The organism is Sphingobium sp. FW305-3-2-15-F-TSA7 (genome assembly GCF_058787155.1).
On the sequence record NZ_JBYSZM010000033.1, the window covers coordinates 1 to 21997 of the forward strand.

Sequence of the window (21997 nt, forward strand, 5' to 3'; positions counted from 1 at the left end):
AAGATTAAGGGCGGCGCGGGACGGTGCCGCTCACGGTGCGCGTCGCACCCTGCGGGCCGGTGACCGTGCTCGAGTAGCTCGCGGTGCCGTCGCCATTGTTGGTAGCGCTGGTCGTCCGGCCGAAGCTGTTGCCATTGTTCAGCGTGGTGGTGCGGCTGCCGTTGAAGCTGCCGTCGCCCCAGTTCGCGTCGCGCGACGTGGTCGCGCCGCGGCCGTTGTTGAACTGTGTGCTGCGGTCCGCCGAATAATGGCCCGGGCCATAGTCGCGGCTGCGCTCGTGGCGGTAGCCGCGGCCGTCCGACGTCTGCAGGCCGCGGCGGATCGTCGCCGATCCTGGCTGGCGCGATGCCGAGCGCCACTGCGCGAAACCATGGCCGGCCGCGCCGCGGCCTACCACGACATGGCCGCGGCGCACCTGGGCGTCGGCCGGAGCCGCCGCCACCACAAGGCCGGCGGCGAGTGCGGCGAGGCTCAGAACTTGCTTGTACATCTTTTCACTCCTTGCACTGGCGACGGTCCGCCGCCGCTGACCGTGCTTATGCCCGCGAGGTGTAATCCGGATGCGACCGCGCGGTGACGAAGGGTAACAGAGTGTAACGCAAGCCCGCGCCGCGTTCACGCCGGTGCGAAGCGACGCTATCTGTACGGCATGGAGACCAGCTGCATCGCCGTGGTGGAAGACGATCGCGAAATCCGCGCGCTCGTCGTCGACCTGCTCAACCGCGAAGGCTTCGAAGCCATCGGTTGCCGGACCACGGTCGAGTTCGACCAGCTCAACGAGCGCCGGCGCATCGACCTGGCGGTGCTCGACGTGATGCTTCCCGGCGAGGACGGCTTTTCACTCTGCCGGCGCCTGCGCGCGTCGGGGGATATCCCGGTGCTGATGGTCACCGCCAAGGGGGACGATATCGACCGGATCGTCGGGCTCGAGATCGGCGCGGACGATTATCTGCCCAAGCCGTTCAATCCGCGCGAGTTGGTGGCGCGGGTGCGCGCGATCCTGCGCCGGACGCGCGGCCAGCACCGGGTAGGTCCGCCGGTCGCCAATGAGCGTCACGGCTTCGGCGGGTGGACGCTCGACGCCGGCGCGCGCGCGGTCGTGGCGCCGGATGGTGGCGCAGTCGAGCTGACCGCCGGCGAGTTCGACCTGCTGCACTGCTTCGTCACCCATCCGCAGCGCGTGCTGAACCGCGACCAATTGCTCGACTGGACACGCGGCCGCAGCGCCGGGCCGTTCGACCGGGCGATCGACGTCCAGCTCAGTCGACTCCGCCGCAAGCTGGCGCAATCGCCCGATGGCGACACGATCATCAAGACGGTGCGCGGCGGCGGCTATCAGTTCACCCTGCCGGTGGAGCGCGCATGACCATCGGCTCCAACCTCTCGCTGCGCCTCGCGGCAATCCTGCTTGTCGGCTTCATCTTGCTCCAGTTGCTGATCGCAGCAGTCGCGCTGCCGGCGTCCGGCGAGTCGGGCCGGTCCTATGGCCTTCCCAGGCCGGACGAGGCTGCGGCGATCGCCGATGCGCTCGACCGCGCGCCACCCGCCCAGCGCAAGGCACTGGTCGGGGCATTCGACGGCGGGCTCTATTCGCTGAGGCTGGCAAGGGCGCTTCCCGCCCGCTGGCGCTCCTCCGACGAACTCAAGGATCTCGCCCAGCGCTATCGGACCGTTGCGCAAGGGCGCGCAATCAGCGTCGACGGTCAGCGACCCCGGCTGAGCCGATGGATCGGCGACGCCGCGCGCCCGGCGCGCTTCCTTGCCCCGATCCGAGTGGCGATCGGCCTCAGGGACGGCGAGATCCTGCTCCTCACCAGTCAGCCATCGGACGACCTGCGCGCCTATCTCCAGGGGCGCGCGGTGATCGGTGCGCTGGGCGCAATCGCTCTGCTCGGCGTGCTGATGCTGGCGGTTCGGCAGACCACACGCCCGCTCGGCGCGCTTTCGCGCGGCGTCCGCCGCTTTGCCGGCGATCTCGACTCGCCCGACCTGCCGGTGAAGGGGCCGCGGGAGATCCGCGAACTCGCGATGGCATTCAACGACATGAAGGCGCAGATTCGCGCGCTGATCGCCGAGCGCACGCGCGTCCTCGGTGCGATCGCGCACGATCTTCGCACCTATCTGACGCGCCTCAGGCTGCGGGCCGAGTTCATCGACGATGACGGGCACCGCGACCGCGCGGTGCGCGATCTCGACGAGATGACCGCGCTGGTCAACGACACGCTTTTCCTGGCCGATCGCGACAGTGCGCCGCCGGCCCGGCCCGAACGCGTGCTGCTCGGCCCGGCCCTCGGCGATATCGTCGGCGCCCATGTCGAGTTCGGGGATTTGGTGACCTTGGTTCCGGTGCCCGAGGATCTCGCGATCGCGGCGACACCGCTGGCGCTGCGGCGCGTGCTCGACAATCTGATCGCGAACGGGCTGCGCCATGGAACCTGCGTGACCGTCGAGGCACACGCGCAAGGCGCCACCGTCAATATTGTTGTCGAGGACGACGGTCCGGGGGTTCCGGCCGACGCGCTGTCGTGGCTCGGGGTGCCCTTCCAACGCTTCGACCCTTCGCGCAGCCGCGAGACCGGGGGCGCGGGCCTGGGTCTCGCAATCGTGCGTGCGCTTGCCGGGCGCGACCGTGCGGAGGTGATCTTCGAGCAGAGGGCACCGAACGGGCTGCGCGTCATCTTGCGCTATCCGCGCCAAAAGGATGATCCATGACGGGAGGCCAAGGTTCATAAGCACAGGAGTGGTGGCTTACGGTCACCATTTTTGCGCTGCACGCCTCGCGGGCGGCCGCTTTCGGGATCGGCTGTAATAGTCGTGAACGGCTGGATTTAGGGCGCGAAGCAGTCGATAGCCGTTGATCGACCGTATGTCCGCTTTTCGGCTTGCCTTCCGAACGCCGGCCGGCGAGATTCACCAATCTCGGGCGTTCCAATTTTTGGCTTCACGCCCCAGCCCGCGCCTGAAGCTACAGGCTTTCGCCACCACCCAAGCCTGTGTATCGCGCCCACAACAAACGCATCCGAACGATGCATTGCTCCAGGCCGCGATAGCGCGGCCGCTGCTTTTATGAGGGAACGATCAGTTGGAAGAGAATAATTCCGAGTTATTGTCGTCGGTTACGATCCGCCTGGAGGGCAAGGACGACGCCGAGGCGATTTGCAATATGCTGCGTGGCCTGTTGCTCGCCACCCGGGCCGTCGAACTCAAGGGCATCACGAACAGCCGCCTGCTTCGCGGGCACATGGTCTCATTCGGTGACGCCGCCATCGCGCAGAAATTCGTCACCGATGTCGGGGGGCTGTTCAGCAAGAAGGTGCGGGACCGGCTCGAGATCGCCTTGCACGAATAGAGTCGCTCGACTTCCATCGCGGTTTCGTCGAAACTCGGGAGCGACCATTTCGACGCATCTTCGATGGGAGGGACGTATCGAAACGCGAACGACCGAGATCGCGCCGGGCATCCACCGCCTGTCGACGCACCTGACCGAAATCGCGCCGCCCGAGGGCTTTACCTTCAATCAGTTCCTGATCGTCGCCGACGAGCCCCTGCTGTTTCATTGCGGGCCGCGTTCGCTGTTCCCGCTGGTGTCGGCGGCGGTCGCGACCATCATTCCGCTCGATCGTCTCCGCTGGATCAGTTTCGGCCATATCGAGGCCGACGAATGCGGTGCGATGAACCTGTGGCTGGCGGCGGCACCCAATACGCAGATCGTCTATAGTCCGCTCGGCTGCAACATTTCGGTCAACGATCTTGCGGACCGTCCGCCCAGGGCGCTGGCCGAGGATGAAGCGATCGATCTTGGCGGCAAGACCGTCCGGCTGATCGCCACACCGCATGTCCCGCACGGATGGGAAGCGCAGGTGCTCTATGAGGAGACGACGAACACGCTGTTCTGCGGCGACCTGTTCACGCATGTCGGTGACGGCGAGGCGGTGACCGGGGACGACATCATTCCCGCAGCGATCGCCGCGGAGGATATGTTCGGGGCGACCAGCCTGACGCCGCTGACCGCGCCGACGCTGCGCCGACTGGCCGAACTGGCGCCGGACCTGTTGGCGATCATGCATGGATCCTCCTACCGCGGCGACGGCGCGCAAGCGCTGCAACGGCTGGCCGACCAGTATGAGCGGCGTTTGAATGCGGCGGCCGGCTGAAGACCCTATGCCGGCGGATGCCGGACCGGAAACCGCCGATCTTCACCCAGAAGCCCGGGCCTGACGGGGCTCATATGCCCGTTTTTCCGACGCCTTATACGAAGGCGCAGGGATGCTGACGCATCCGCATCTTGAAACGCTCAAGCTCCGCGCAGGCTAGATCAATCTGCGTGATTTGGGAATCACACAGATTGATCCAGGCATTTGTTTTACCGCGATTTTCGAGTCGTTCGATGGTTCCATCGAACTGCAAATCGCTCTAATATCAAGGCTCGATGAGTCATGCTCATCGAGCCTTGATATTGCGGCGCCGGAAAGCCCAAATCGCCGCGCGGGGTTCAGGGTGTGATACGCTTGGCTTCTTGCGGCTGACCGGCCTGGACGAGCGTCACGCCCGTCACCTTCCCGTCCGCACCCGCGGTGAAGCGCAGTTGCACGTCCGCCACGCGCAGGAAGAAGTTGAGCGGTGCCTCTGCAAAGATCGGCAAGGGTGGCTGCCCGGTCAACTGCGCCTTCAGTCCTGCGCCGTCACGCTCGACGTTGAGCGCAATGCCGGGTGCGAATTCGTAGCGGCCGACCACGCGGTCCAGCTCGGCGGGCGGCAGCGTCACCTCCGTACGCGCGACCTGTGGCGGCGGCGCGGGCGGGACAGGAACGAGGGGCTGGATCGGCGTTCCGAGCAGGATGTGCGAGGCGAGATCGTCGCTCGAGGGTTCGACCGACGCATTGGTCAGGACGACGACGGCATTTCCTTTTGCGGGCTCCAGCAGCATCGCCGCGCGGAATCCGCCGGTGCCGCCATTGTGGAACAACGTCTCCCGGCCCTTTTCCGGTTCGCTGATGATCCAACCGAGCCCGATGGCCCTGCCGGGTGCTCCGAGCGGCCGCCGCTCAGCAGTCGCGAGTTTCATCGCCGGCCCGATCGGCGATTTCGGATCCAGCGCGGCGCCCACGAAGATCAGCATATCGCTGATGGTCGACCGGAGCGCGCCGGCGCCCGCCAGCGTGGGCAGGCTCCAGGGACCGGTGGGCCGCATATATTGATCATGCCCCTGGGCAAAGCGCGCCTTCTGGTCGGCAGAAAGCGTGATCGCGGTATCGCGCATGCCGAGCGGGCCGGTGATCCGCCGCGCGATCATGGTCTCATAATCGCTGCGCCCCGCACGGCCGAGCAGATAGCCGAGCAGGCCGACACCCAGATTCGAATATTCGAACTGGCTGCCGATATCGCGCGTCAGCTGATACCCGCCGAGAAAGTCGAGCATCATCTTTTCGGTGTAATCGCTATAGGGATCTTCGGGATTGCCGAAGGGCATGTTGCTCGGCAGCCGCGGCAGGCCCGAATGCTGGTTTGACAGATCGCGCAGCGTGATCTTGCGGCCGTTGCGCTCGGGCATCTTCGCGCCGGCGGGCAGATATTTCTCGGCGGGATCGTCGAGCGACACCTCCCCCTTCACGGCCATGTCGGCCAGCAACAGCGCGGTGAATATCTTGGACATCGAACCGATCTCCAGGACGGTGCGATCATTGAACGGGGCCGCGCCGCCGCCGGGCCCGCGCGCGACGATCCGCCGGCCCGACCGGTCGAGCACGCCGATCACGATCCCCTCGCCGCGCCGCTGGGCGATGCGGGCGTCGATCAGTTCCGCGATCTTCGCATCCGAAGGCAGCGTCCAATTGGCCGGCAATTGCGGCCGCGCCGGTGCGGGCGTCGCCGCCGGCCTGGCGTCGTTCTGCGCATGGGCGGCCCCGGGAAGCGCGATGAAGGTGAGCATCGTCAACACTGGTCCTGCAAGCTTTCTCATCTCTTCCCTCTCATCAATGCGTCGATATCGTCGATCCGCGTCCGGAACGGCGCCGCGGCGCGGCGCGGCACCGGCGCAACCCGATGCCGGTGCGGGCGGCATCGGCGCAGCGTGCATTCCAATGCTGATTGCCATGCCCCCGCGCCATCCGATCCCTCCGTTCGGCTGTGATAGTCGCACGAGGCCGGGAGATCTTACATGCGGCGAGCGGAAAAAATCGAGGTGGCGGGAAGCGCGGGGGCTGCGCCATTTGTGGGGGCATGCCGAGGCGGCCGAAGGTCGGAATTGCGCCGGAGGAAAAGCGAGTCGGCGGGGAAATATACCAGTTATAGTCGTACCCGAGATCGCATTTCGATCCCCATAGCGGTCGTTCTTTCGACCCGTTATGCTTAATACATGAGTATCAATCTCACTGAAATCGAAGAAGCGCGGTCAGCGATCACGGCTTTGGCAAAACAGATGCTGGACGGTGAACTCTCCTATATCGAAGGCAGCCGTGTCGTGCTCGCAAAGCTATCTGCCGCTCGCATAGATAATATGGACGAGTTCATGACGTTCTTCGGGATCAATAGCGAAACTGACCGCTTCCCGATGGGAGCAGATCGCAACCTATGGCAGCCGGACGCCTTGCAGGCGATGCAGCCTGAGCTTGATAAAGCGGAGGCTTGGGCAAAGTCGTATGGTGAGGCAGCTTGCATGAAGGTGATCGACCGGTTCAAGGAACGACCCTCCGGCGATTTTTGAACGCCAGCCATACGGCATCCTTCGCCGAAAACGATCAGACCGCCTTCCACCCACTTACGGACCTTCCGCACAACGGTGACGTGCCCCGAGCACCGAAACTGCCGGTCGGCTGCCAGGAGGGAAAGCGGCCCGCCGGCAAGCGCCCCACTTGCAGACATCCCCGCTGAAAGCCATGGTCGCCGAATGCTCGGCAAATGCGCACTCGCTGTTGGTCTGGCGCTCATCACTGTTGGCGAGTTGGACCCAATGGCGCAAAGAGGAACGGGAAGATTGCAGCCAGAAACCCACGATGTTGAGCGAGCGAGCGAACCTCAACTCATGTTCATCTTTCCTGACGGTGTTCGTGGCGGTCGTGGAAGGATTCAAGGCGTGGGACCATGGCCGCCCCGACCAGGGCCAGGGACGAATGGCATCGTTCCCGACTTTATGGAGACGCTTTTGCAAATAGTCCGGGACTGTGGCGCCGTCGACCCGGTTCGGAATAATAGCCAGCTAAGCCATCAGTTTTTCATCCTCAGCCGCAGCACGCCGCGCGACCGGGAGGTTGTTCGCTGCCTGATGGAGAAGATCGGAATGCATTTCAACGCCGGGATTACTATCGGCGAACCTCGCTGGTTCCCTCGCATTGACAGCAACCCCTTCCTCGAATTTGAGACCATGAGCGATCATTCTTCTCGGCGGCGGCGCCTTGGGCGGACCATCGCGTGAGCGAGCAAATGTCCGCTGACCACCCACTCACGGACATTCCGCACAACGATGACGTGTCCCGAACACCGAAAACTGCCGGTCGGCTGCCAGGAGGGAAAGCGGCCGGCCGGCAAGCGCCCCACTTGCGGCCGTTCCGAACTGGCGGTTACAAGATGCCATGGGCGTTCAGGGAAGCTGTCACTGCGGCAATGTGCGGATAGAATTGCCGGGCAAGCCCACATGGGTTGCGGACTGTAACTGCTCGCTGTGTCGGCGGCTCGCATGGCGTGTGGCTTATTTCCCGCCGGACCAGGTGCATGTTTCAGGCGAGACCAAGGCCTATGTCTGGGGCGATCGAATGATCGGCATTCACCATTGCCCGATCTGCGGCTGCGGGACCCACTGGGAGTCTCTTGGTGAGGACTTCGGCAAGATGGGCGTCAATGCGCGCTTGCTCGATGATTTCGATGAAAGCACGGTCGAGGTCAGAAAATTCGACAATGCGGATCAGGCTTAGCGCCAATGTCTGTTTTCCAGCCGCTTCCAGCCGTTCACGGCCGGCCGCGCATGAAACCGAAGAGCCGAAAGCAGACCGTCTGCATCCGCGGGAAAAGCGCTCGGACGGGAAGCGCTCCCCTTCAAGTCATCCGAGGCGACCGTCGGCGTTCCAGTTAACGATCATGGCGAACCCTGCTACAATTGGGGAATGACGGATCGAGAGGCTTTCCATGCTCTGATGCATGAGGTTTGTGTAGAACGCGGCTGGTGTGGATCGGTCGTTGACGACCGTCCGATGCATGTCACCCATTTCTTGCCTGCGAGTGGGACTGTGACAGCCGACCAGTTCGCCGGCTGGCTATTTGAAGCCGATGGTGTCGATCCGAACGAAGACATCGCGAAATGGCAAAAGCACATCGACGGATTACGCGACGCATTCGTTCGACATATGGGCGGCACCTCCGTCGATGTTGCTCGGCTGGCATGGTTCGACGACGGCTAGCGCCCCAATCGCGGTCGCTCAAATCAGCTGGCAGGCTGCTTAAAAAGATGCCGTTGGGTTCCGAAGCCGAACCGCTCTTCGGGGACCGGGAGCGGGTTACCGACCGTCTGTGGTTAGGTGACCTCTTTCACGCAACCTCGCCGGCAGAATGTAAGCATTCTCCGATGAGACCTGTCGTGCGCACCAGACGATAGCAGCGTGCAGCCCAGCATTGTCGACCTTGTAGCGTGTTTTTTGCCAGCCCGTCGGAAGCTGGTTTTCTACGTTTTTCTTATCGACGACGGCCCAATCTCTCGATTTGAAGCTCCATTCGATCTGCTTTGCGGTGATCAGACGATGGTAGATCAGCTTGAGATTGATCCAAGGCTGGTCATCGGCCCTTCTGACAGCCTGGTGCCCACGCCAGACCGGCAGAAGCATGTCGCTCTCAGGTGGGGGGTACGGAATGTTGGAGAACTCAATCGAACGCGCCGGGATATTTGCGTATTCCCACTTCTCCCCATCGACATAGAGCCAAAGGTGATCCCCAAGAGCGTGATCTCATCTCGCTCGCCATCTTCGTCGGCCTTGCCCAAGAGCCTAGCACGTAGCGAACTGACTTCGCCTGAGCTGTCCATGCTAAAGTGGAATTGCCGGCTTTCGCCGATGCATTCGACGCTGGCAACGGTTGGGTATCTCACGGCCGGAGAATCGCCCCAGTTCACGTGGGTTGTAGCCGTAAGGACCCACGCCGGTGTCCGCATGACGGCAAAATCGAAGCTATCCTCATCATCCGCCTGCATCATAGCTTTCGCAGGTGGAGATATGACGACGATGCTGGTGACCAAGAGAGCGACTATCCTGTTCATCACTCTTGTTCCTGGCGATAGTGGAGGCACAGATATCTCGGTTACCAGTTAACACGTCGCGAACGTCCGCTGTTGTAGCATTCCGGTGACAAACCGCAGGTCCATCGCTAAGATTGATGGACTGACCCCGGCATCCAAGCCGCGCGGACATACAAAGCGAGCGCCGCATGAGCAGCCTATGGTGGATCATCCCGTTTGGCGCCTTCATGCTCTGGTGCCTTGTCCAATTTCTCAGAGGTGGCGGGCCGCCATCCGACAGGGATGAGAGCAGCACATCAATGTATGACTGGAGTGGTCGCGATTATTCGGACTGAGCCGTTTCGAACCACGACAACGTCCGCTAACACCAGTTGCGGCCTTGCGATAAGCCAGTGCCACTTTCCGGACCGGTCGATGATGCGCGGCGAGTTCCATTCAGGACTCCCTTCGCTACGCTAGAGCAGGCCGTGATCCGACGGAAGCGGATCACCTGCTCTAGATGTTTGTTTTAACGCGATTTTCGAGTCATTCGATGATTCCATCGAACTACAAATCGCTCTAAGAGCGACCGCCATATCATTCAGGGGGCAATATGCCGGGGTACGAGATCGTCGACTATGCCGGAGGACGCGATCCCGAGGTTGCGGCGCTCATCCTCACCATTCAACGCGAGGATGTCGGCCTTTATGTCCCGATCGAGGAGCAGCCGGAACTCCTCGATATCGCCGGTGCATATCGCGACGGCGCTTTCTGGGTGGCGATGGCGGGCGATGACATCGTCGGCACGATCGGGATGATGCGCTATGGCAAGAGCGGCGTATTGAAGAAATTGTTCGTTCGGCACGATTATCGCGGTCCGGACGGGGCGTCTCATGGCCTGCACGACAAGGCGCTGGAATGGGCCGTGGCGCGGGGCCTTACCGCCGTCTTTCTTGACACGCCATCAGTCGCGACGCGGTCCCACGCTTTCTATCAGCGCCGGGGCTATCGCATGGTGAGCCGTACCGAACTGCCGGAGAGCTATGACTTTCCCGATCGTGACAGCCTGATCTTCAGGCTGGATATGCCCGCAGCGCGTAGCGCACCGGGTGAAGAACAATCGTCTTAGAACAACGGTCCAAAAGAGCTGAACTACCCTTCATTCGGCAGTTCCCCCGCCTCAACCTTCGAGGCTGATCGCCACCCTGACGGTGCTGCCCTTGCGCACCATCGTCCCCGGCGCGGGCTCTATCCATACCACCTGTTCGTGCGAATAGCCCGGTTCACGCTGGAGGATGACATAATCGACGAGCAGTTCGCGCTCGGCGGCGCTGGGACGTTCCAGCCCCATGTCGTCGCCATTCTCCACCTCCGTCCGCGTCTGCCAATCGGGGATGACCGAGCCGAGCATGGCGGCAATCTGCGCCACCTGCGCGGCGACCGTATCGATGCGCGCCTGCAGCGTATTCATCCTTTGATCGACCTGCACCGCCAGCGCACCGACGCTTTGCCGGATCACGTCCTGGCCTTCGACGAGGCGATCGGCCTTGTCGTCGGCGAAGGCGAGATAGGCGTGTACCGTGTAAAGGTCCTTCAGCGCGCCCTTGACGTGCTCGACGGCAACCCAGGTCCTGAGGTCGCCATCCTCCTCGTGCAGCACGCCCACCGACTGTCCGCTGGCCTTGAAGCCCGCACCGATCGCCTGCATTTTTTGCGTCGTGAAACGCGGATCGACGTCGAGCGGATAATTGGGCGGACGCGGTGGCGGCATGGGCGTTCTCCCCTCTTCAAGGCCGCAAGCCTAGCACGCCGCAAATGCGGTGCAAGAGTGGAGGATTGATGGCTTTCGGGGATTCCAGTGACAGTGAATTCAACCCCTTCGGGCACAATGAACCGCTACCCACTCAGCGGCGATTGAGTGCACTGTCAGCGAAATCTGGCCGGTGCTCTGGCCGATACTCTGGATTGCCTGGCGGTCTGGTCCAAGGCAGGAAAAATCAGACCACCAGGCAATCTGAGTGGACCGGACCTCCGACAGAAGAGGACGCTTTTGCCGGATACGATCCACTGGCCGGTGTCGTCAGTGTCAGCGGAACCACCGCAGCCATGTCCACACCATGCTCCCGATGGATATGGCGATCGCCATCGCATGTTTGTCGTTCACGGGGCCGAGGATTCCGGATTGGCTGAGGATCCCCCAGGGAATCACGACGACGAAAAATGCGAGGAAGGCCATGGCAAAGGCCCATAGATTGACCATCCGGTCATGCTCGTCGGTGCGCGTGAAGTGATAATATGTGATCGCGACAAATCCGATCGTCCCCACGGACGCCATCATTATGCCGAAGACCGGATCATATATTCTCTCACCGGGAACAGTCGACTTGTTTCCGATGCTCGTCAGCGTCTTCATGACAATTATGAGCAGCAAATAGCCCAGCATCGAATGGAGATAGACATGGCGCGCCGATCCCGCCGATAACGACTTAGCTCTCTCCATCATCGAATATCTCCTCGATCTTCATGTCGAATATCCGTGCCAGTTTAAAAGCAAGCGGCAGGGAAGGATCATATTTACCCGTCTCTATGGCGTTCACGGCCTGTCGCGAGACATCCAGCCTCTGCCCCAGATCAGCCTGGGTCCAGTTGCGTTCCGCCCTCAGAACTTTCAATCTGTTTTTCACGGTCGATTCGCAATGCAATTTGTATTGTGACACTGACAATATGTCAGGTTTCCATGACACAGTCAAGCGCGCCCGGGCGCGTTCGATATGTGAGGAGAATGTGGATGAAGCGCGGGCGCGGCGCGGATGGCCGTTCTCGGCCCGCCCGGCGCCGAATGCCGGCAGGCGGCTGGAAGGGTTTTCGATGCGAGCGAACCGGGTCGCCCGTTTCAACCCTTCATTTCAACGCGATTTCTCTTCGCCGGCGAAGACGCCATATTGCTCTCGCCATGCGGCCACTTCGTCGCTGAGATGCGCGGGCGCGGGCTCTCCCGAAATGACGAGGCCGGCGACCTCGTCCGCGGGATGCATCAACATCTTCCTCGATCCGTCGCTGAACCACACGGCCACCAGCCGATCGCAAAGCGCATCGAGGATCGTGCCGGCCATGCCATTCCCGATCGCCTGGCTGCCGGGAAGCAGGCGGACCATGATCGAGACGCCTTCGAAGCAGTTGCGCGGCTCTCGCACGAAATCGAGCGAGACCAGGATGCCGGACCGGTCCGGCCGGGCGTCATCGGGCAGCCCCGCGATCCTGCGCCAGGCGCAGAACCATGTCCGGCAGATATGCGGGCGCACCGCATGGATGCCGCACCCATGCGAGGTCAGGTGGGTACAGGGCGTTCCCGCCGGCTTGCTGAAATCGGGCGTGTCCACGGTGAGCGTGGTGCAGCACGCCGTGCAATCGCCGCAGGCGCGATCGGCGAGGACCGGCCCCAGCAAAGTGGTTTCCAGATCTGTCCCGGTGTGCATCCGCGCAGGGGGTGCCCCGCCCCCGGCGGGAATGCAAGAGTCCGGACGGGGATGATGCCGGGACGCGGGCCATGGCGCCCGGCGCGTTCGCCGATCCGGCTTTCCCATCGCCGCAGCTTTCGGTCTATGATGTGCGCAAGCATGATCGGGTCGGGGTGCCCGGCGCCGATATCGATCGCCAGTTCCGAGCGGCGTGCACGTCGCTTCCTTGAAGATGTCTGCTCAATTCGCATGAGGTGAGTCCATGACCGGGTCAAACGAACGGGCGAGAGGAAATCGCAGCTGTCGGGCCGGCGTTGCCGCCGCCGTCCTGGCATCGATCCTGACGGTGTGGACCACGGTGGTTCGCGACGACGGCAATGGCATCGGCTTTTTCATGCTGATCATGGCCGCGGGCGTCGGCGGCTTTTCCGCCTGGTTTCGGCCCGCGGGCATGGCGCGGACCATGCTCGGCGTCGCGATCATGCAAATACTGCTCGGCCTGCTCATTGCGACCGACCCGTCGACCGCGAGCCTGCCGGACGGCGGGTCCAGGATCCTGCTGTTCAGCGGCCTCTTCACGACGCTGTGGCTGATATCGGCTTCTTTCTTTCGTGCCGCCGCCCGGGCCGAACATGAGGCGATGGCGGCGCGCTGACGCCCTTCCCGTCCACGCACCTCAATCCGGCCGAAGCCATTGCGCGCCGCGCCGACCCCATGGATTGTCGCCGGCGAACGCGGGCAAGGCATAAAGCGCGTCGCAGGACGTCGCGACGAGCGCGCCGACCGACATTTGCAGCGTCACCGCCACGGCCGCGCCGCATGGGCCGTCGGCGAGGACCTGATCGACCGTGCCCGTGATCGTGACGGCGTCGCCGGCGAAAATCGACGAGACCATCCTGAACGTCATGCGCGCGAGCCGGCCGGACGGGCCGGACCAGTCGTTCAGGAAACGCTCGAACAAGGCCGCCTGGAATTGCGTGTTGGCGAAGATATCCCGCTGTCCGACGATGTCGGCGACATAGCGGCCGTCATGATGGAGCGGCGAATAGTCGCGGCTCGCCAGCGCGCCGGCGATCAGCCGCGTCGCGGTGACGTCGAATGCGAGCGCCGGGATGGTGGTGCCGGGCGCGATGTCGCCGATCAGGCGCTGTGTCATGCCTCCCCCCGCTCGAAGCCGAAGAATTCATAGCGTTCGACGCCGATGAGGTTCGCCTCCGCATCGAGATATTGCATGTCGATCGTCCAGAACCGCCCCAGGCCGAGCCTGGTCCGTTTGAGATCGCCGACCTGGCGCAGAACCTGCTGCGTCTTCAGCCGGTCGCCGATCCGGACGGGCGCATAGAATGTTATGGTGTTGGAGACCGCGATCGACGCCGAATAGCCGAGCAGCGCCTTGAGATCGAAATGCGCCTGCAGCGCCTTGAGCGGTTCGCCCTGCCCCGGCTGCCACAAGTCGGGCCGGCCCCAGGCGGCGAGCATCGTCGCCGGGCACCAGGGGGCGCCGAGCAGTTCGATCGCGACAGGCTCGCTCCAATGCGCCGGATTGCCGTTCTCGACCGCCGCGCACATCGCATGGACGTTGATGTGGTTCGCCGCGATGCCCGCGTCGGTCACATATTGGGGCGTGCCGATCAGGCGGAGGACGCGATCGTCCAATGCATCGGGCGCGGCGGTCATGCGAAGACATGATCGGCGATGTGCGCCTTCAGATCGGCGGCGGCGCCGTACATGAGTTCGTGGAATTTCGAGCGGCGGTAGAAGAGCTGGGGGCCGCCCTCGGTCGAATAGCCGATGCCGCCATGCACCTGCACGCTGACGGTGGCGAGGCGCCGGAACAGCGACGTCGCCTGGAGTTTGGCCATCTGTGCGAGATGGCGACAGGGCATCTGCCCGTCGCTGGCCCAGGCGGCCTGGTAGACGAGATGGCGGACGCCCTCCAGCTCGGTCGCGCAATCGGCCAGCGGATGCGACACCGCCTGGAAAGCGGCGATCGGCCGGCCGAACTGATTGCGCTGATTGGCATAGTCGGCGGTCAGCGCCAGCAGCCGGTCCGACGCGCCGACCGCTTCGGCCGCGACCGCGATCAGCACGTCGCAGAATGCCTCCGCGCCGACATCCAGGGGATCCGGGTCGGACAGGATCTGCGCGCGATCGATCGCCACATCGTCGAGGCGGACCGCGAACAGCGCCTGCGACGCATAATTGGGCTGTGCGGCGATCGAGACGCCCTTGGCATCGGCGGGCACCAGCGCCCAGCCGGCGCCGTCCAGGCCACTGCCATGAACAAGGAACAGGTCCGCGACGCTGGCGAAGGGCACGAGCAATTTCTCGCCGTTGACGACCCCGCGCGCAGCATTGATCACCGTCCCCTGCCCGCCGCCGGACAGGTCGTCTTCCTGCCAGGCGGGGATGACCACCGCCTCGCCGCTCGCGATCCGGGGCAGCCAATGGTCCTTCACTGCATCGGAACCGAGCGATGCCAGGATCTTCGCCGAGAGCACGCAGCTCGACAGGAAGGGCGACGATGCCAGCGCGCGGCCGAATTCCTCGAAGACCAAAGCGAGGTCGAGCGCGCCCATGCCGGCACCGCCATGGCCTTCATCGATGCGTAGCGCGCACAGGCCATTGGCGCCAAGCGCATCCCAGAAATCGCGGTTGAGCTTGTCCGGCTCGCCTTCGAGCGCGCGCACCCTTTGCGTGTCGAACAGCGTCTCGCAGATCCGGCGGACAGTGTCGCGCAGCAGCTGCTGTTCTTCGTTGAGGTCGAGATCCATGTCTATGCTCCGACCATCAGGCCAAGCCCGCGCCGGGCGACGATATTCTTCTGCACTTCGGACGATCCGCCGCCGATCGTGTCGACGACCGTCGCCCGGTCCGACATCTCCCATTTGCCGCCGAAGGGCGCGTGCGGCGCCTCGGATCGCAGCAGGCCCAGCGGCCCGAGACAGTCGATCGCATAGTTGGCGATGCGGCGGCCGAGCTGGGTGCTGTAGAATTTGTACATCGCGGCTTCGACGCTCGGCACTTCGTCCTTGATCGCCTTTGCGATCACGCGCCGCTGCAGCATCTTCGCGGTTTCGACCTCGCAGGCGAGTTCGGCGACACGCGCGCGGATCACCGGATCGGCGGCCAGCGGCGCGCCGTCGCGCCTGGTCAATTTCAGCAGCTCGACCAGCGACTGGAATTTCAGCAGCAGCGGCCCGACCGTGTAGAGCGCGAACCGCTCATAATCGAGCGCTTCGCAGACGTAGCGCCAGCCGGCATTCTCCTGCCCCACCAGATAGTCGCCGGGCACCTCGACATCGTCGAAAAACACCTGGTTGGTGCGGTGATCGCCCATCGTCGTGATTTCGGTGATCGTGAGGCCGGGATGATCCATCGGCACGAGGAAGACGCTGATCCCCTTATGCTTGGCCGCGTCCGGATCGGTGCGCGCGGCGACCCAGTACCAGTCGGCGAAATGGGCGGATGTGGTCCACATCTTCTGGCCGTTCAGCACCCAGGCATCGCCCTTGCGCTCGGCGCGCAGCTTCAGCGACGCCAGGTCCGATCCTGCGCCGGGTTCCGAATAGCCCAGCGCGAATTCGATATCGGCCGCCAGGATCCGGGGCAGGAATTCCCGTTTCAGCCGGTCCGATCCGTGGGCGATGATCGTCTTGCCGATACAGCCGACGCCCTTGCCGATGATCGGCGCGCCCTGGCTCGAAAGCTCTTCGTTGAGCAGATAATCGTAGATGCCCGGCATCTCGCGCCCGCCATAGTCGCGCGCCCAGGACATGCCGATATAGCCCGCCTCGGCCAGCCGCTTCATGAAGCCGCGCCGTTCGGGGGAATCGACCAGCCAGGAATCGGTCTCCCGCTGCGGGGCGAAGATGATCGCGGCGTCGGGCCGCTGTTTCTCGCGGTCGAGGAAATCCTGGAAATGCTTCAGGAAATCCATCTCCTCATCGGAAAATGAAAAGTTCACGACGCATTGTCCTCCATCAGCTCGACGGTGTTGCCATCGGCATCCTCGACCAGCGCGACCTGTACGCCGGGGCGCAATGTCCGGATCGGCACGGCGACGGCGAAGCCCGCCGCCGCGACGCGATCGACGGTCTCGGCAAGATTGGCGATCTTCAGCGCGAGATAGCGGATGCCGATCGTGCCGGAGAAACCGCCATCGGCGTGCGACCGCGCCGGCGCCGCGGTCGGCACGAGTATGCGCAGGATGCTGTTGCCGACCTGGAAGCGCGTGACCTGTCCGACGCCCGGAATGTCGACGCTGCCCGCCAGCGGGAAGCCCAGCACGTCATGGTAGAAGCGGGTCGGCCCGGCGATGTCGGCCGAGACCAGCCCGATATCGAGCTGCGGAGCGGTGAGAATTGCGACCATGGCCCTATCCTCTCGGCGCCGAAGCGAGGTTCTTCTCGATCGTCGCCGGATCGAGGCCGCGATGACCCCAGATATCGCCCTCGACGAATTCGTTCGCGGTCCAGCTCTCGTCGATGATCCGCCCGCCGAAGCCGATCTCGACCTCGAAGCCAAAGGGGGAGCGCATGTAGAAGGACAGCATGTCGTCATTGACGTGCCGGCCGATCGTGGAGGTGATGTGGATGCCCGCGTCCTGAACGCGCTGAAGGCATTGCAGCACCATGTCGACCTGCGTCACTTCCAGCATCATGTGGTGGATGCCGACGACGTTGCCGACCTTGAGCAGGCCGATCGAATGGTGCCGGGGATTGCAGCCATAGAAATTGGCCGAATTGCCACCACCGAACCGGATATAGTCGGTCAGGCCGAAGCCCAGGATGCGCGTGTAGAAATGCTGCGCAGCCTCGAGCTTGTCGGAGGTGATCAGGTTGATATGGCCCAGCCCCAGATGGCCGGCGAGGAACTCCATGCCCAGAGGCGACTGGAATTTCCGGTCGATCGTCGGGCCGACGAACAGCTCGATCGCATTGCCGCACGGATCGGTCGTATGGGCGATCGCGGTCACCGCGCGCTGCCGCGCCTGTGCGGTCGTGCCCATTTCGGCGGGGAAGCCCGCGTCCCTCAGCCGATCGACAAACGCCTCCAGATCGGCGTGATCCTCGACCTCCAGGCCGATATACCGGATCCCGCGATTGGTCTCGTCCGGGTGCACGGCAATACGCCACTGCCACTCGTCCATCTTCAGATAGATGCTGCCATCCTCCGCGATGCCGCTGCCCGCGCTTTTCGGGCCGGAGCCCGGGATCGCGGGAATACCCCAATCCTCGCCCGCACAAGCGCGCGCGGGCATCAGCCCCAGGATATTGGTGGCATAGTCCAGCCAGACCGCCGGATCCGGCGCGCCGAACCCGACATAGCCGAGGCTTCGAATTGACATGGTAACGCTCCTGAATTGGTGAGAGGCGGCAGCGCTAGGCGCCAAGCTCGACGGGGACATGATCGAAGCCGGAGAGGAATTCGCTGTAGGCGCGCGTACAGCGATCGGTGTCGACGCGGTAACGGCCGGCGACCTTGAAGAACTCGTCGAGCGCGATCGTGCCCGCCATGGTGGCGAGGTGCATGCCCAGGCATTTATGCCCGCCGATCCCGTAGGTCAGGTCGCGCGGATAGCTGCGATGGATGTCGAAGACGTCGGCGCGCTCGAACTCGGCTTCGTCGCGATTGGCCGATGCATAGACCATCAGCAGATTCTGGCCGGCCCTGATCTGCTTTCCGCCGACCGTGAAGTCCTTCACCGCGCGGCGGCACAATATGTTGGTCGGCTGGTCGTATCGCGCCGCTTCGAAGAATGCCTTGGGCGTCAGCGACAGATCCGCGAGCACCGCATCCTGCTGATCCGGGTGCTGCGCCAGATGATAGACGGCGCCCGCGCAGACATTGGGGGTGGTGCCCGAACCGACGGTCAGGAAGATGATGATGATGCTGACGATGTCCTGATTGTCCAGGCGTCGGCCATCCACCTCGGCCTCGAGATATTTCCGGCAATGGCCGCCGGCGAGTTCGGGATCGTCGCGGATCTTCTGCACATAGGCATGCAGCTGCTCGAACAGCGCCGTGCCGGCCGCCTGGTTGCGCGCCGACGAGGTGCCGACCTGCCCTTTTTCGCGGTGCATGGTCTCGTCGATCAGCCGCCGCCATTCGATCGAATCCTCGCGCGACAGGCCGAGATTATGGCCGGCGTTGATGACGAAAAGCCGGTTCACATAATCGGCGAAGAAGTCGAAGCGCTTCCGCTCGATCAGCGGCGCCAGCAGCTCGCGCGCCAGATCGGTGATCCGTTCGCGATCGCCCTCGACATTGGATTTGGTATAATCGGCATGGACGATGCGGCGCCATTTGCGATGCTCGGCCATGTCCATGCTGGGAAAGGCGTGCGGAACCGGCTCGTTCAGCAGGACATTGGTCAGCGGCTGCCCCGCGGTGAAGGTGATGTCCGCTTCATGCTCGACGCTGACGGTCCAGATATCGTCGAAATGGACCATCGCCCAGGCATTGTATTTTTCGATGAAATACGGGCCCGCTTGTTTTCTCAATTCTCGATAGATTGCGTGCGGATCGCGCATCGCCTCATCGGAAAACGGATCGTAATTCATCATCTACAACCTCTGCCTGGCACCGTCGTTCTGTGTTTTTCACTGTGTGAATCCGCGTCGCGGCGCTCGAACCCGGTCCCTGAACTGGCACTCAGCTTATTCGGCAGGACAACTCACAATAAACTCGTGTTCGCCCCTGCCCGGCCCGGGAATGCGAGTTTCATCTAAGCGGGACCGGCCCCTAGCGTGGCTCCATAGGGTGCAGATGGAGCCGAATATGCAGGACCCCATTGTCGACGGAGACGCGAACGACCTCGTGGTCACGGTCCTGGACCATGTCATGACGATCCGGTTGAACCGCGAAGGCAAGCGGAACTCGATCACCTACGCCATGTACCGTGCGCTGGTGGAGCTGATCGCATCCGCGGAGCGCGACGACGCCGTGCGCTGCCTGATCCTCGCATCGACCGGCTCGATCTTCACCGCCGGCCATGACGTCGGCGGTTTCACGCAAGGCATGGATCTCGCCTATGACGAGAAGCCATCCTTCCTGTTCATGAACGCCCTGTCGAATTTTCCCAAGCCGGTCATCGCCGCGCTCAATGGCGATGCGGTCGGCATCGGCGCCACGATGCTGTTCCATTGCGACCTGGTCTATGCCGTGCAGGATTGCCGCCTGGTCTTCCCCTTTGCGGAGATGGGCCTGATCCCCGAATTCGCATCCAGCTATTTCCTGCCGCAGTTGATGGGGCACAAACGCGCGATGGCCCTGCTGCTGAAGGAACGCCGCTGTGGGATCGACGAGGCGGTGCGGCTGGGGATCGTCAACGAGACGGTGTCACCGGAGGATCTAGTCGACCATGTCGCGGCGGTGGCGGCGGGCATCGCCGCACTGTCGCCGGACGCGGTCGCGATGACCAAAAAGCTGTTGAAAGCCGATGGCCGCCAGGCGGTGCAGGCCGCGATCCGGGAGGAAGCCGAGAGTTTCCACGAACTGCTGCAATCGCCCTTCGTCCGGGAACGGCTCGCGGCGATCCGGCAGAGGATTTCGGGGGGTTAGTACGCGATCCTTCATCGCTCGGATGGCGCAGATTGGACAGCGTCACCTCCCTCGCCCCCTTTAGGGGGAGAGGGTGGCCGAGCGCAGCGAGGTCGGGAGAGGGGGACGTCGGGAGTGGCCTTGGCGCCAACGCTCGATCCTGCCCCGACTGCCCCCTCTCCCCAGCCAGCGAAGCGCGATACCGAGGTGCGAAATGCCCCCGGCATTTCGCAGATCGTGCCGGGGGCACGATCGACCGCGGCACCGCGTTTCGCTCCCCCTAAAGGGGGCGAGGGAGCAGCCCCCCTATTTCGTCAGATAATTGACCGCCATCCGCGTCAACTCGTCGATCAACTGTTCCTCGGTGATGTTCGTCGGATTCTCGGCGAGGAAATATTCGATGTTGTGGATCGTCGCGCGCTCGATGATCAGCAAAGCGGTCCGCAGATCCGACACTTTCAGATCATCCTGATGCTGTTCGAGAAATGCCAGGTTCGTCGAATGGGTATAAGTCTCGATCGCCAGGCTCTTGGTGTATTTCTTCAGCTCGGGCACCTGATCCGATATCCGGAACAGGATGAAGTGATTTTCCTTATAAATGTCGACGAGCAGCGTCATGATCTGGCGGAGCGCGGGCTCGAAGGGCTCGTCCATCAGGTTGCGCAGGGTTTCCCGCACTTTCGCCGCGGTCTTGGACACCGTCTCCTCGATGAGCGCCCTGACGATCGCCTGCTTGTTCGGAAAATACTGATAGAGCGATCCGACGCTCACCCCGGCAACCTCGGCGATCCTGTTCGTCGTCGCGTTCTTGAAGCCCTCGCGGATGATGATCCGCTCGGTCGCCTGGGTGATCGCAGCCGCGGTGATCACCGCGCGCTGCTGCTTGGGATCCTTGCGCCGGCCGATATCGCCGTCCGGGTGACTGTCGCCCGTGTTTTCCGATTGCGAGGGGTGAGGCGGCATCGACAGTCCAGCTCCTGATATTTTTCTTATTCGATCAATAGATTACAGCATCGTTCCGGCGAACCGCCATATGCGAGCCGATGCCGTGATATCTTGTAGCAAGCGGCAACCCCGCCGCAATCGGGGATTGATGCGCGCCCGCGATAGGTGAGTTCATTGTGAGCCGATGCGCCGATATGGTTTGCCCGAAGGAAAGGTGGACCATGCCCGCATATATAACCGGAAAGCTGATCGTCGATGACTGGGACTGGTATCGCGAATACCGGTCGGTGACCGAGCCGCTCGTCGAAAAGCATGGCGGCCGCTACCTGATCAAAGGCGGCCGGAGCGAAAAGCTCGAGGGCAACGAACCGCTCGGCCATGCGCTGGTGCTGATCGAATTTCCCGATCGCGACGCCGCGGAGCGCTGGTATCGCGACCCCGGCTATGCCCGGATGATCCAGCTGCGCAAGGACAGCGGCGTCACCACCGAACTCGTCCTGGTCGACGGCGTCCCTCAGGCGGATTGATCCATCACCCCTGCTGCTTGGGCAAGCGGACGACCAGGCCGTCCATATCCTGCGTGACCGTGATCTGGCAGGACAGGCGCGAATTCCCTTCGGGTTCGAAGACGAATTCGAGCATCGCCTGCTCCATGTCGTCGGGCACACCGGTGCGCGCGATCCAGGCGGGATCGACATAGACATGGCAGGTCGCGCAGGCGCAGGCGCCGCCGCAATCGGCGTCGATGCCCGGCACCATATTGTTGATCGCGACCTTCATGACCGAAAGGCTCGGTTCGGCCTCGACCACATGTTCGGCGCCGTCATGCGCGATGAAGCTGATCTTCGGCATT

General features: G+C 63.2%; 29 protein-coding genes. 13 read left to right on the forward strand and 16 right to left on the reverse strand.

Features of this window, described 5'->3' with window-relative positions:
- Positions 1 to 4 precede the first annotated feature (4 nt).
- Positions 5 to 490, reverse strand: a complete 486-nt coding sequence (locus tag AC3WN8_RS22635) for a hypothetical protein (RefSeq protein ID WP_492671757.1) — start codon at positions 488 to 490, stop codon at positions 5 to 7.
- Positions 491 to 649: 159 nt separating this feature from the next.
- On the opposite strand from AC3WN8_RS22635, the gene AC3WN8_RS22640 reads away from it, so the two are divergent.
- From AC3WN8_RS22640 to AC3WN8_RS22655, 4 genes are all read left to right on the forward strand, one after another.
- The gene (locus tag AC3WN8_RS22640; protein WP_492671758.1) at positions 650 to 1366 is read left to right on the forward strand and encodes a response regulator; all 717 of its coding nucleotides are present in this window, start codon (positions 650 to 652) and stop codon (positions 1364 to 1366) included.
- Complete coding sequence (locus tag AC3WN8_RS22645) at positions 1363 to 2712, forward strand: ATP-binding protein (RefSeq protein WP_492671759.1); 1350 nt, start codon at positions 1363 to 1365, stop codon at positions 2710 to 2712. Before AC3WN8_RS22640 ends, AC3WN8_RS22645 begins: the two co-directional genes overlap by 4 nt.
- Positions 2713 to 3082: 370 nt before the next feature.
- Positions 3083 to 3349 (forward strand): hypothetical protein, encoded by a 267-nt coding sequence (locus AC3WN8_RS22650; protein WP_492671760.1) that lies wholly within the window; start codon positions 3083 to 3085, stop codon positions 3347 to 3349.
- Complete coding sequence (locus tag AC3WN8_RS22655) at positions 3288 to 4154, forward strand: oxygen-binding di-iron domain-containing protein (protein ID WP_492671761.1); 867 nt, start codon at positions 3288 to 3290, stop codon at positions 4152 to 4154. The genes AC3WN8_RS22650 and AC3WN8_RS22655 overlap by 62 nt, the downstream gene beginning before the upstream one ends.
- Positions 4155 to 4492: 338 nt before the next feature.
- On the opposite strand, the gene AC3WN8_RS22660 is transcribed toward AC3WN8_RS22655, so the two are convergent.
- Positions 4493 to 5959, reverse strand: coding sequence for a serine hydrolase (locus tag AC3WN8_RS22660; protein WP_492671762.1), 1467 nt, complete (start codon positions 5957 to 5959; stop codon positions 4493 to 4495).
- A gap of 396 nt (positions 5960 to 6355) precedes the next feature.
- Between AC3WN8_RS22660 and AC3WN8_RS22665 the strand changes: the two genes are divergently transcribed.
- From AC3WN8_RS22665 to AC3WN8_RS22680, 4 genes are all read left to right on the forward strand, one after another.
- Positions 6356 to 6703: a hypothetical protein gene (locus AC3WN8_RS22665; protein ID WP_492671763.1), complete on the forward strand. Its 348-nt coding sequence runs from the start codon at positions 6356 to 6358 to the stop codon at positions 6701 to 6703.
- Between the two features lie 183 nt (positions 6704 to 6886).
- Entirely contained in the window at positions 6887 to 7411 is a 525-nt protein-coding gene (locus AC3WN8_RS22670; RefSeq protein WP_492671764.1) for a hypothetical protein, read from the forward strand.
- Positions 7412 to 7568: 157 nt separating this feature from the next.
- Positions 7569 to 7907: a GFA family protein gene (locus tag AC3WN8_RS22675; RefSeq protein ID WP_492671765.1), complete on the forward strand. Its 339-nt coding sequence runs from the start codon at positions 7569 to 7571 to the stop codon at positions 7905 to 7907.
- 312 nt (positions 7908 to 8219) lie between these two features.
- Positions 8220 to 8390: a hypothetical protein gene (locus AC3WN8_RS22680; protein ID WP_492671766.1), complete on the forward strand. Its 171-nt coding sequence runs from the start codon at positions 8220 to 8222 to the stop codon at positions 8388 to 8390.
- Positions 8391 to 8486: 96 nt separating this feature from the next.
- On the opposite strand, the gene AC3WN8_RS22685 is transcribed toward AC3WN8_RS22680, so the two are convergent.
- On the reverse strand, positions 8487 to 8810 hold the full coding sequence (locus tag AC3WN8_RS22685; protein ID WP_492671767.1) for a hypothetical protein: 324 nt from the start codon (positions 8808 to 8810) through the stop codon (positions 8487 to 8489).
- A gap of 999 nt (positions 8811 to 9809) precedes the next feature.
- Here AC3WN8_RS22685 and AC3WN8_RS22690 point away from each other — a divergent pair.
- Entirely contained in the window at positions 9810 to 10325 is a 516-nt protein-coding gene (locus AC3WN8_RS22690) for a GNAT family N-acetyltransferase (RefSeq protein ID WP_492671768.1), read from the forward strand.
- Positions 10326 to 10376: 51 nt separating this feature from the next.
- Here AC3WN8_RS22690 and AC3WN8_RS22695 read toward each other — a convergent pair whose 3' ends face one another.
- From AC3WN8_RS22695 to AC3WN8_RS22710, 4 genes are all read right to left on the reverse strand, one after another.
- Complete coding sequence (locus tag AC3WN8_RS22695) at positions 10377 to 10967, reverse strand: hypothetical protein (RefSeq protein WP_492671769.1); 591 nt, start codon at positions 10965 to 10967, stop codon at positions 10377 to 10379.
- A 315-nt stretch (positions 10968 to 11282) separates the two neighbouring features.
- The gene (locus AC3WN8_RS22700) at positions 11283 to 11699 is read right to left on the reverse strand and encodes a hypothetical protein (protein ID WP_492671770.1); all 417 of its coding nucleotides are present in this window, start codon (positions 11697 to 11699) and stop codon (positions 11283 to 11285) included.
- Positions 11683 to 11880, reverse strand: a complete 198-nt coding sequence (locus AC3WN8_RS22705) for a helix-turn-helix transcriptional regulator (protein WP_492671838.1) — start codon at positions 11878 to 11880, stop codon at positions 11683 to 11685. Before AC3WN8_RS22705 ends, AC3WN8_RS22700 begins: the two co-directional genes overlap by 17 nt.
- A gap of 222 nt (positions 11881 to 12102) precedes the next feature.
- Positions 12103 to 12672 carry a YkgJ family cysteine cluster protein gene (locus AC3WN8_RS22710; RefSeq protein WP_492671771.1) on the reverse strand — a complete coding sequence of 190 codons (570 nt, stop codon included), beginning with the start codon at positions 12670 to 12672 and terminating at the stop codon, positions 12103 to 12105.
- Between the two features lie 71 nt (positions 12673 to 12743).
- Between AC3WN8_RS22710 and AC3WN8_RS22715 the strand changes: the two genes are divergently transcribed.
- Complete coding sequence (locus tag AC3WN8_RS22715) at positions 12744 to 12884, forward strand: hypothetical protein (RefSeq protein ID WP_492671772.1); 141 nt, start codon at positions 12744 to 12746, stop codon at positions 12882 to 12884.
- 32 nt (positions 12885 to 12916) lie between these two features.
- Positions 12917 to 13309, forward strand: a complete 393-nt coding sequence (locus AC3WN8_RS22720; protein ID WP_492671773.1) for a hypothetical protein — start codon at positions 12917 to 12919, stop codon at positions 13307 to 13309.
- Positions 13310 to 13330: 21 nt separating this feature from the next.
- Here AC3WN8_RS22720 and AC3WN8_RS22725 read toward each other — a convergent pair whose 3' ends face one another.
- From AC3WN8_RS22725 to AC3WN8_RS22755, 7 genes are read right to left on the reverse strand one after another with little or no spacing between them, the layout of a single operon-like run.
- Positions 13331 to 13810 carry a hotdog family protein gene (locus tag AC3WN8_RS22725; protein ID WP_492671774.1) on the reverse strand — a complete coding sequence of 160 codons (480 nt, stop codon included), beginning with the start codon at positions 13808 to 13810 and terminating at the stop codon, positions 13331 to 13333.
- Entirely contained in the window at positions 13807 to 14331 is a 525-nt protein-coding gene (locus AC3WN8_RS22730) for an FAS1-like dehydratase domain-containing protein (RefSeq protein ID WP_492671775.1), read from the reverse strand. Before AC3WN8_RS22730 ends, AC3WN8_RS22725 begins: the two co-directional genes overlap by 4 nt.
- On the reverse strand, positions 14328 to 15428 hold the full coding sequence (locus AC3WN8_RS22735; protein WP_492671776.1) for an acyl-CoA dehydrogenase family protein: 1101 nt from the start codon (positions 15426 to 15428) through the stop codon (positions 14328 to 14330). The genes AC3WN8_RS22730 and AC3WN8_RS22735 overlap by 4 nt, the downstream gene beginning before the upstream one ends.
- A 2-nt stretch (positions 15429 to 15430) precedes the next feature.
- The gene (locus tag AC3WN8_RS22740) at positions 15431 to 16621 is read right to left on the reverse strand and encodes an acyl-CoA dehydrogenase family protein (RefSeq protein WP_492671777.1); all 1191 of its coding nucleotides are present in this window, start codon (positions 16619 to 16621) and stop codon (positions 15431 to 15433) included.
- Positions 16618 to 17028 carry a VOC family protein gene (locus AC3WN8_RS22745; RefSeq protein ID WP_492671778.1) on the reverse strand — a complete coding sequence of 137 codons (411 nt, stop codon included), beginning with the start codon at positions 17026 to 17028 and terminating at the stop codon, positions 16618 to 16620. Before AC3WN8_RS22745 ends, AC3WN8_RS22740 begins: the two co-directional genes overlap by 4 nt.
- A gap of 4 nt (positions 17029 to 17032) precedes the next feature.
- Complete coding sequence (locus AC3WN8_RS22750; RefSeq protein WP_492671779.1) at positions 17033 to 18004, reverse strand: VOC family protein; 972 nt, start codon at positions 18002 to 18004, stop codon at positions 17033 to 17035.
- Positions 18005 to 18038: 34 nt separating this feature from the next.
- On the reverse strand, positions 18039 to 19223 hold the full coding sequence (locus AC3WN8_RS22755) for a cytochrome P450 (protein ID WP_492671780.1): 1185 nt from the start codon (positions 19221 to 19223) through the stop codon (positions 18039 to 18041).
- A 214-nt stretch (positions 19224 to 19437) separates the two neighbouring features.
- Here AC3WN8_RS22755 and AC3WN8_RS22760 point away from each other — a divergent pair, with 214 nt between their 5' ends.
- Positions 19438 to 20220, forward strand: a complete 783-nt coding sequence (locus tag AC3WN8_RS22760) for an enoyl-CoA hydratase-related protein (protein ID WP_492671781.1) — start codon at positions 19438 to 19440, stop codon at positions 20218 to 20220.
- Positions 20221 to 20505: 285 nt separating this feature from the next.
- On the opposite strand, the gene AC3WN8_RS22765 is transcribed toward AC3WN8_RS22760, so the two are convergent.
- A complete protein-coding gene (locus AC3WN8_RS22765; protein WP_492671782.1) occupies positions 20506 to 21162 on the reverse strand; it encodes a TetR/AcrR family transcriptional regulator in 657 nt (218 codons plus the stop codon).
- 203 nt (positions 21163 to 21365) lie between these two features.
- Here AC3WN8_RS22765 and AC3WN8_RS22770 point away from each other — a divergent pair, with 203 nt between their 5' ends.
- Complete coding sequence (locus AC3WN8_RS22770; RefSeq protein WP_492671783.1) at positions 21366 to 21671, forward strand: DUF1330 domain-containing protein; 306 nt, start codon at positions 21366 to 21368, stop codon at positions 21669 to 21671.
- 4 nt (positions 21672 to 21675) lie between these two features.
- Here AC3WN8_RS22770 and AC3WN8_RS22775 read toward each other — a convergent pair whose 3' ends face one another.
- Entirely contained in the window at positions 21676 to 21996 is a 321-nt protein-coding gene (locus AC3WN8_RS22775) for a 2Fe-2S iron-sulfur cluster-binding protein (protein ID WP_492671784.1), read from the reverse strand.
- Position 21997: the final 1 nt, after the last annotated feature.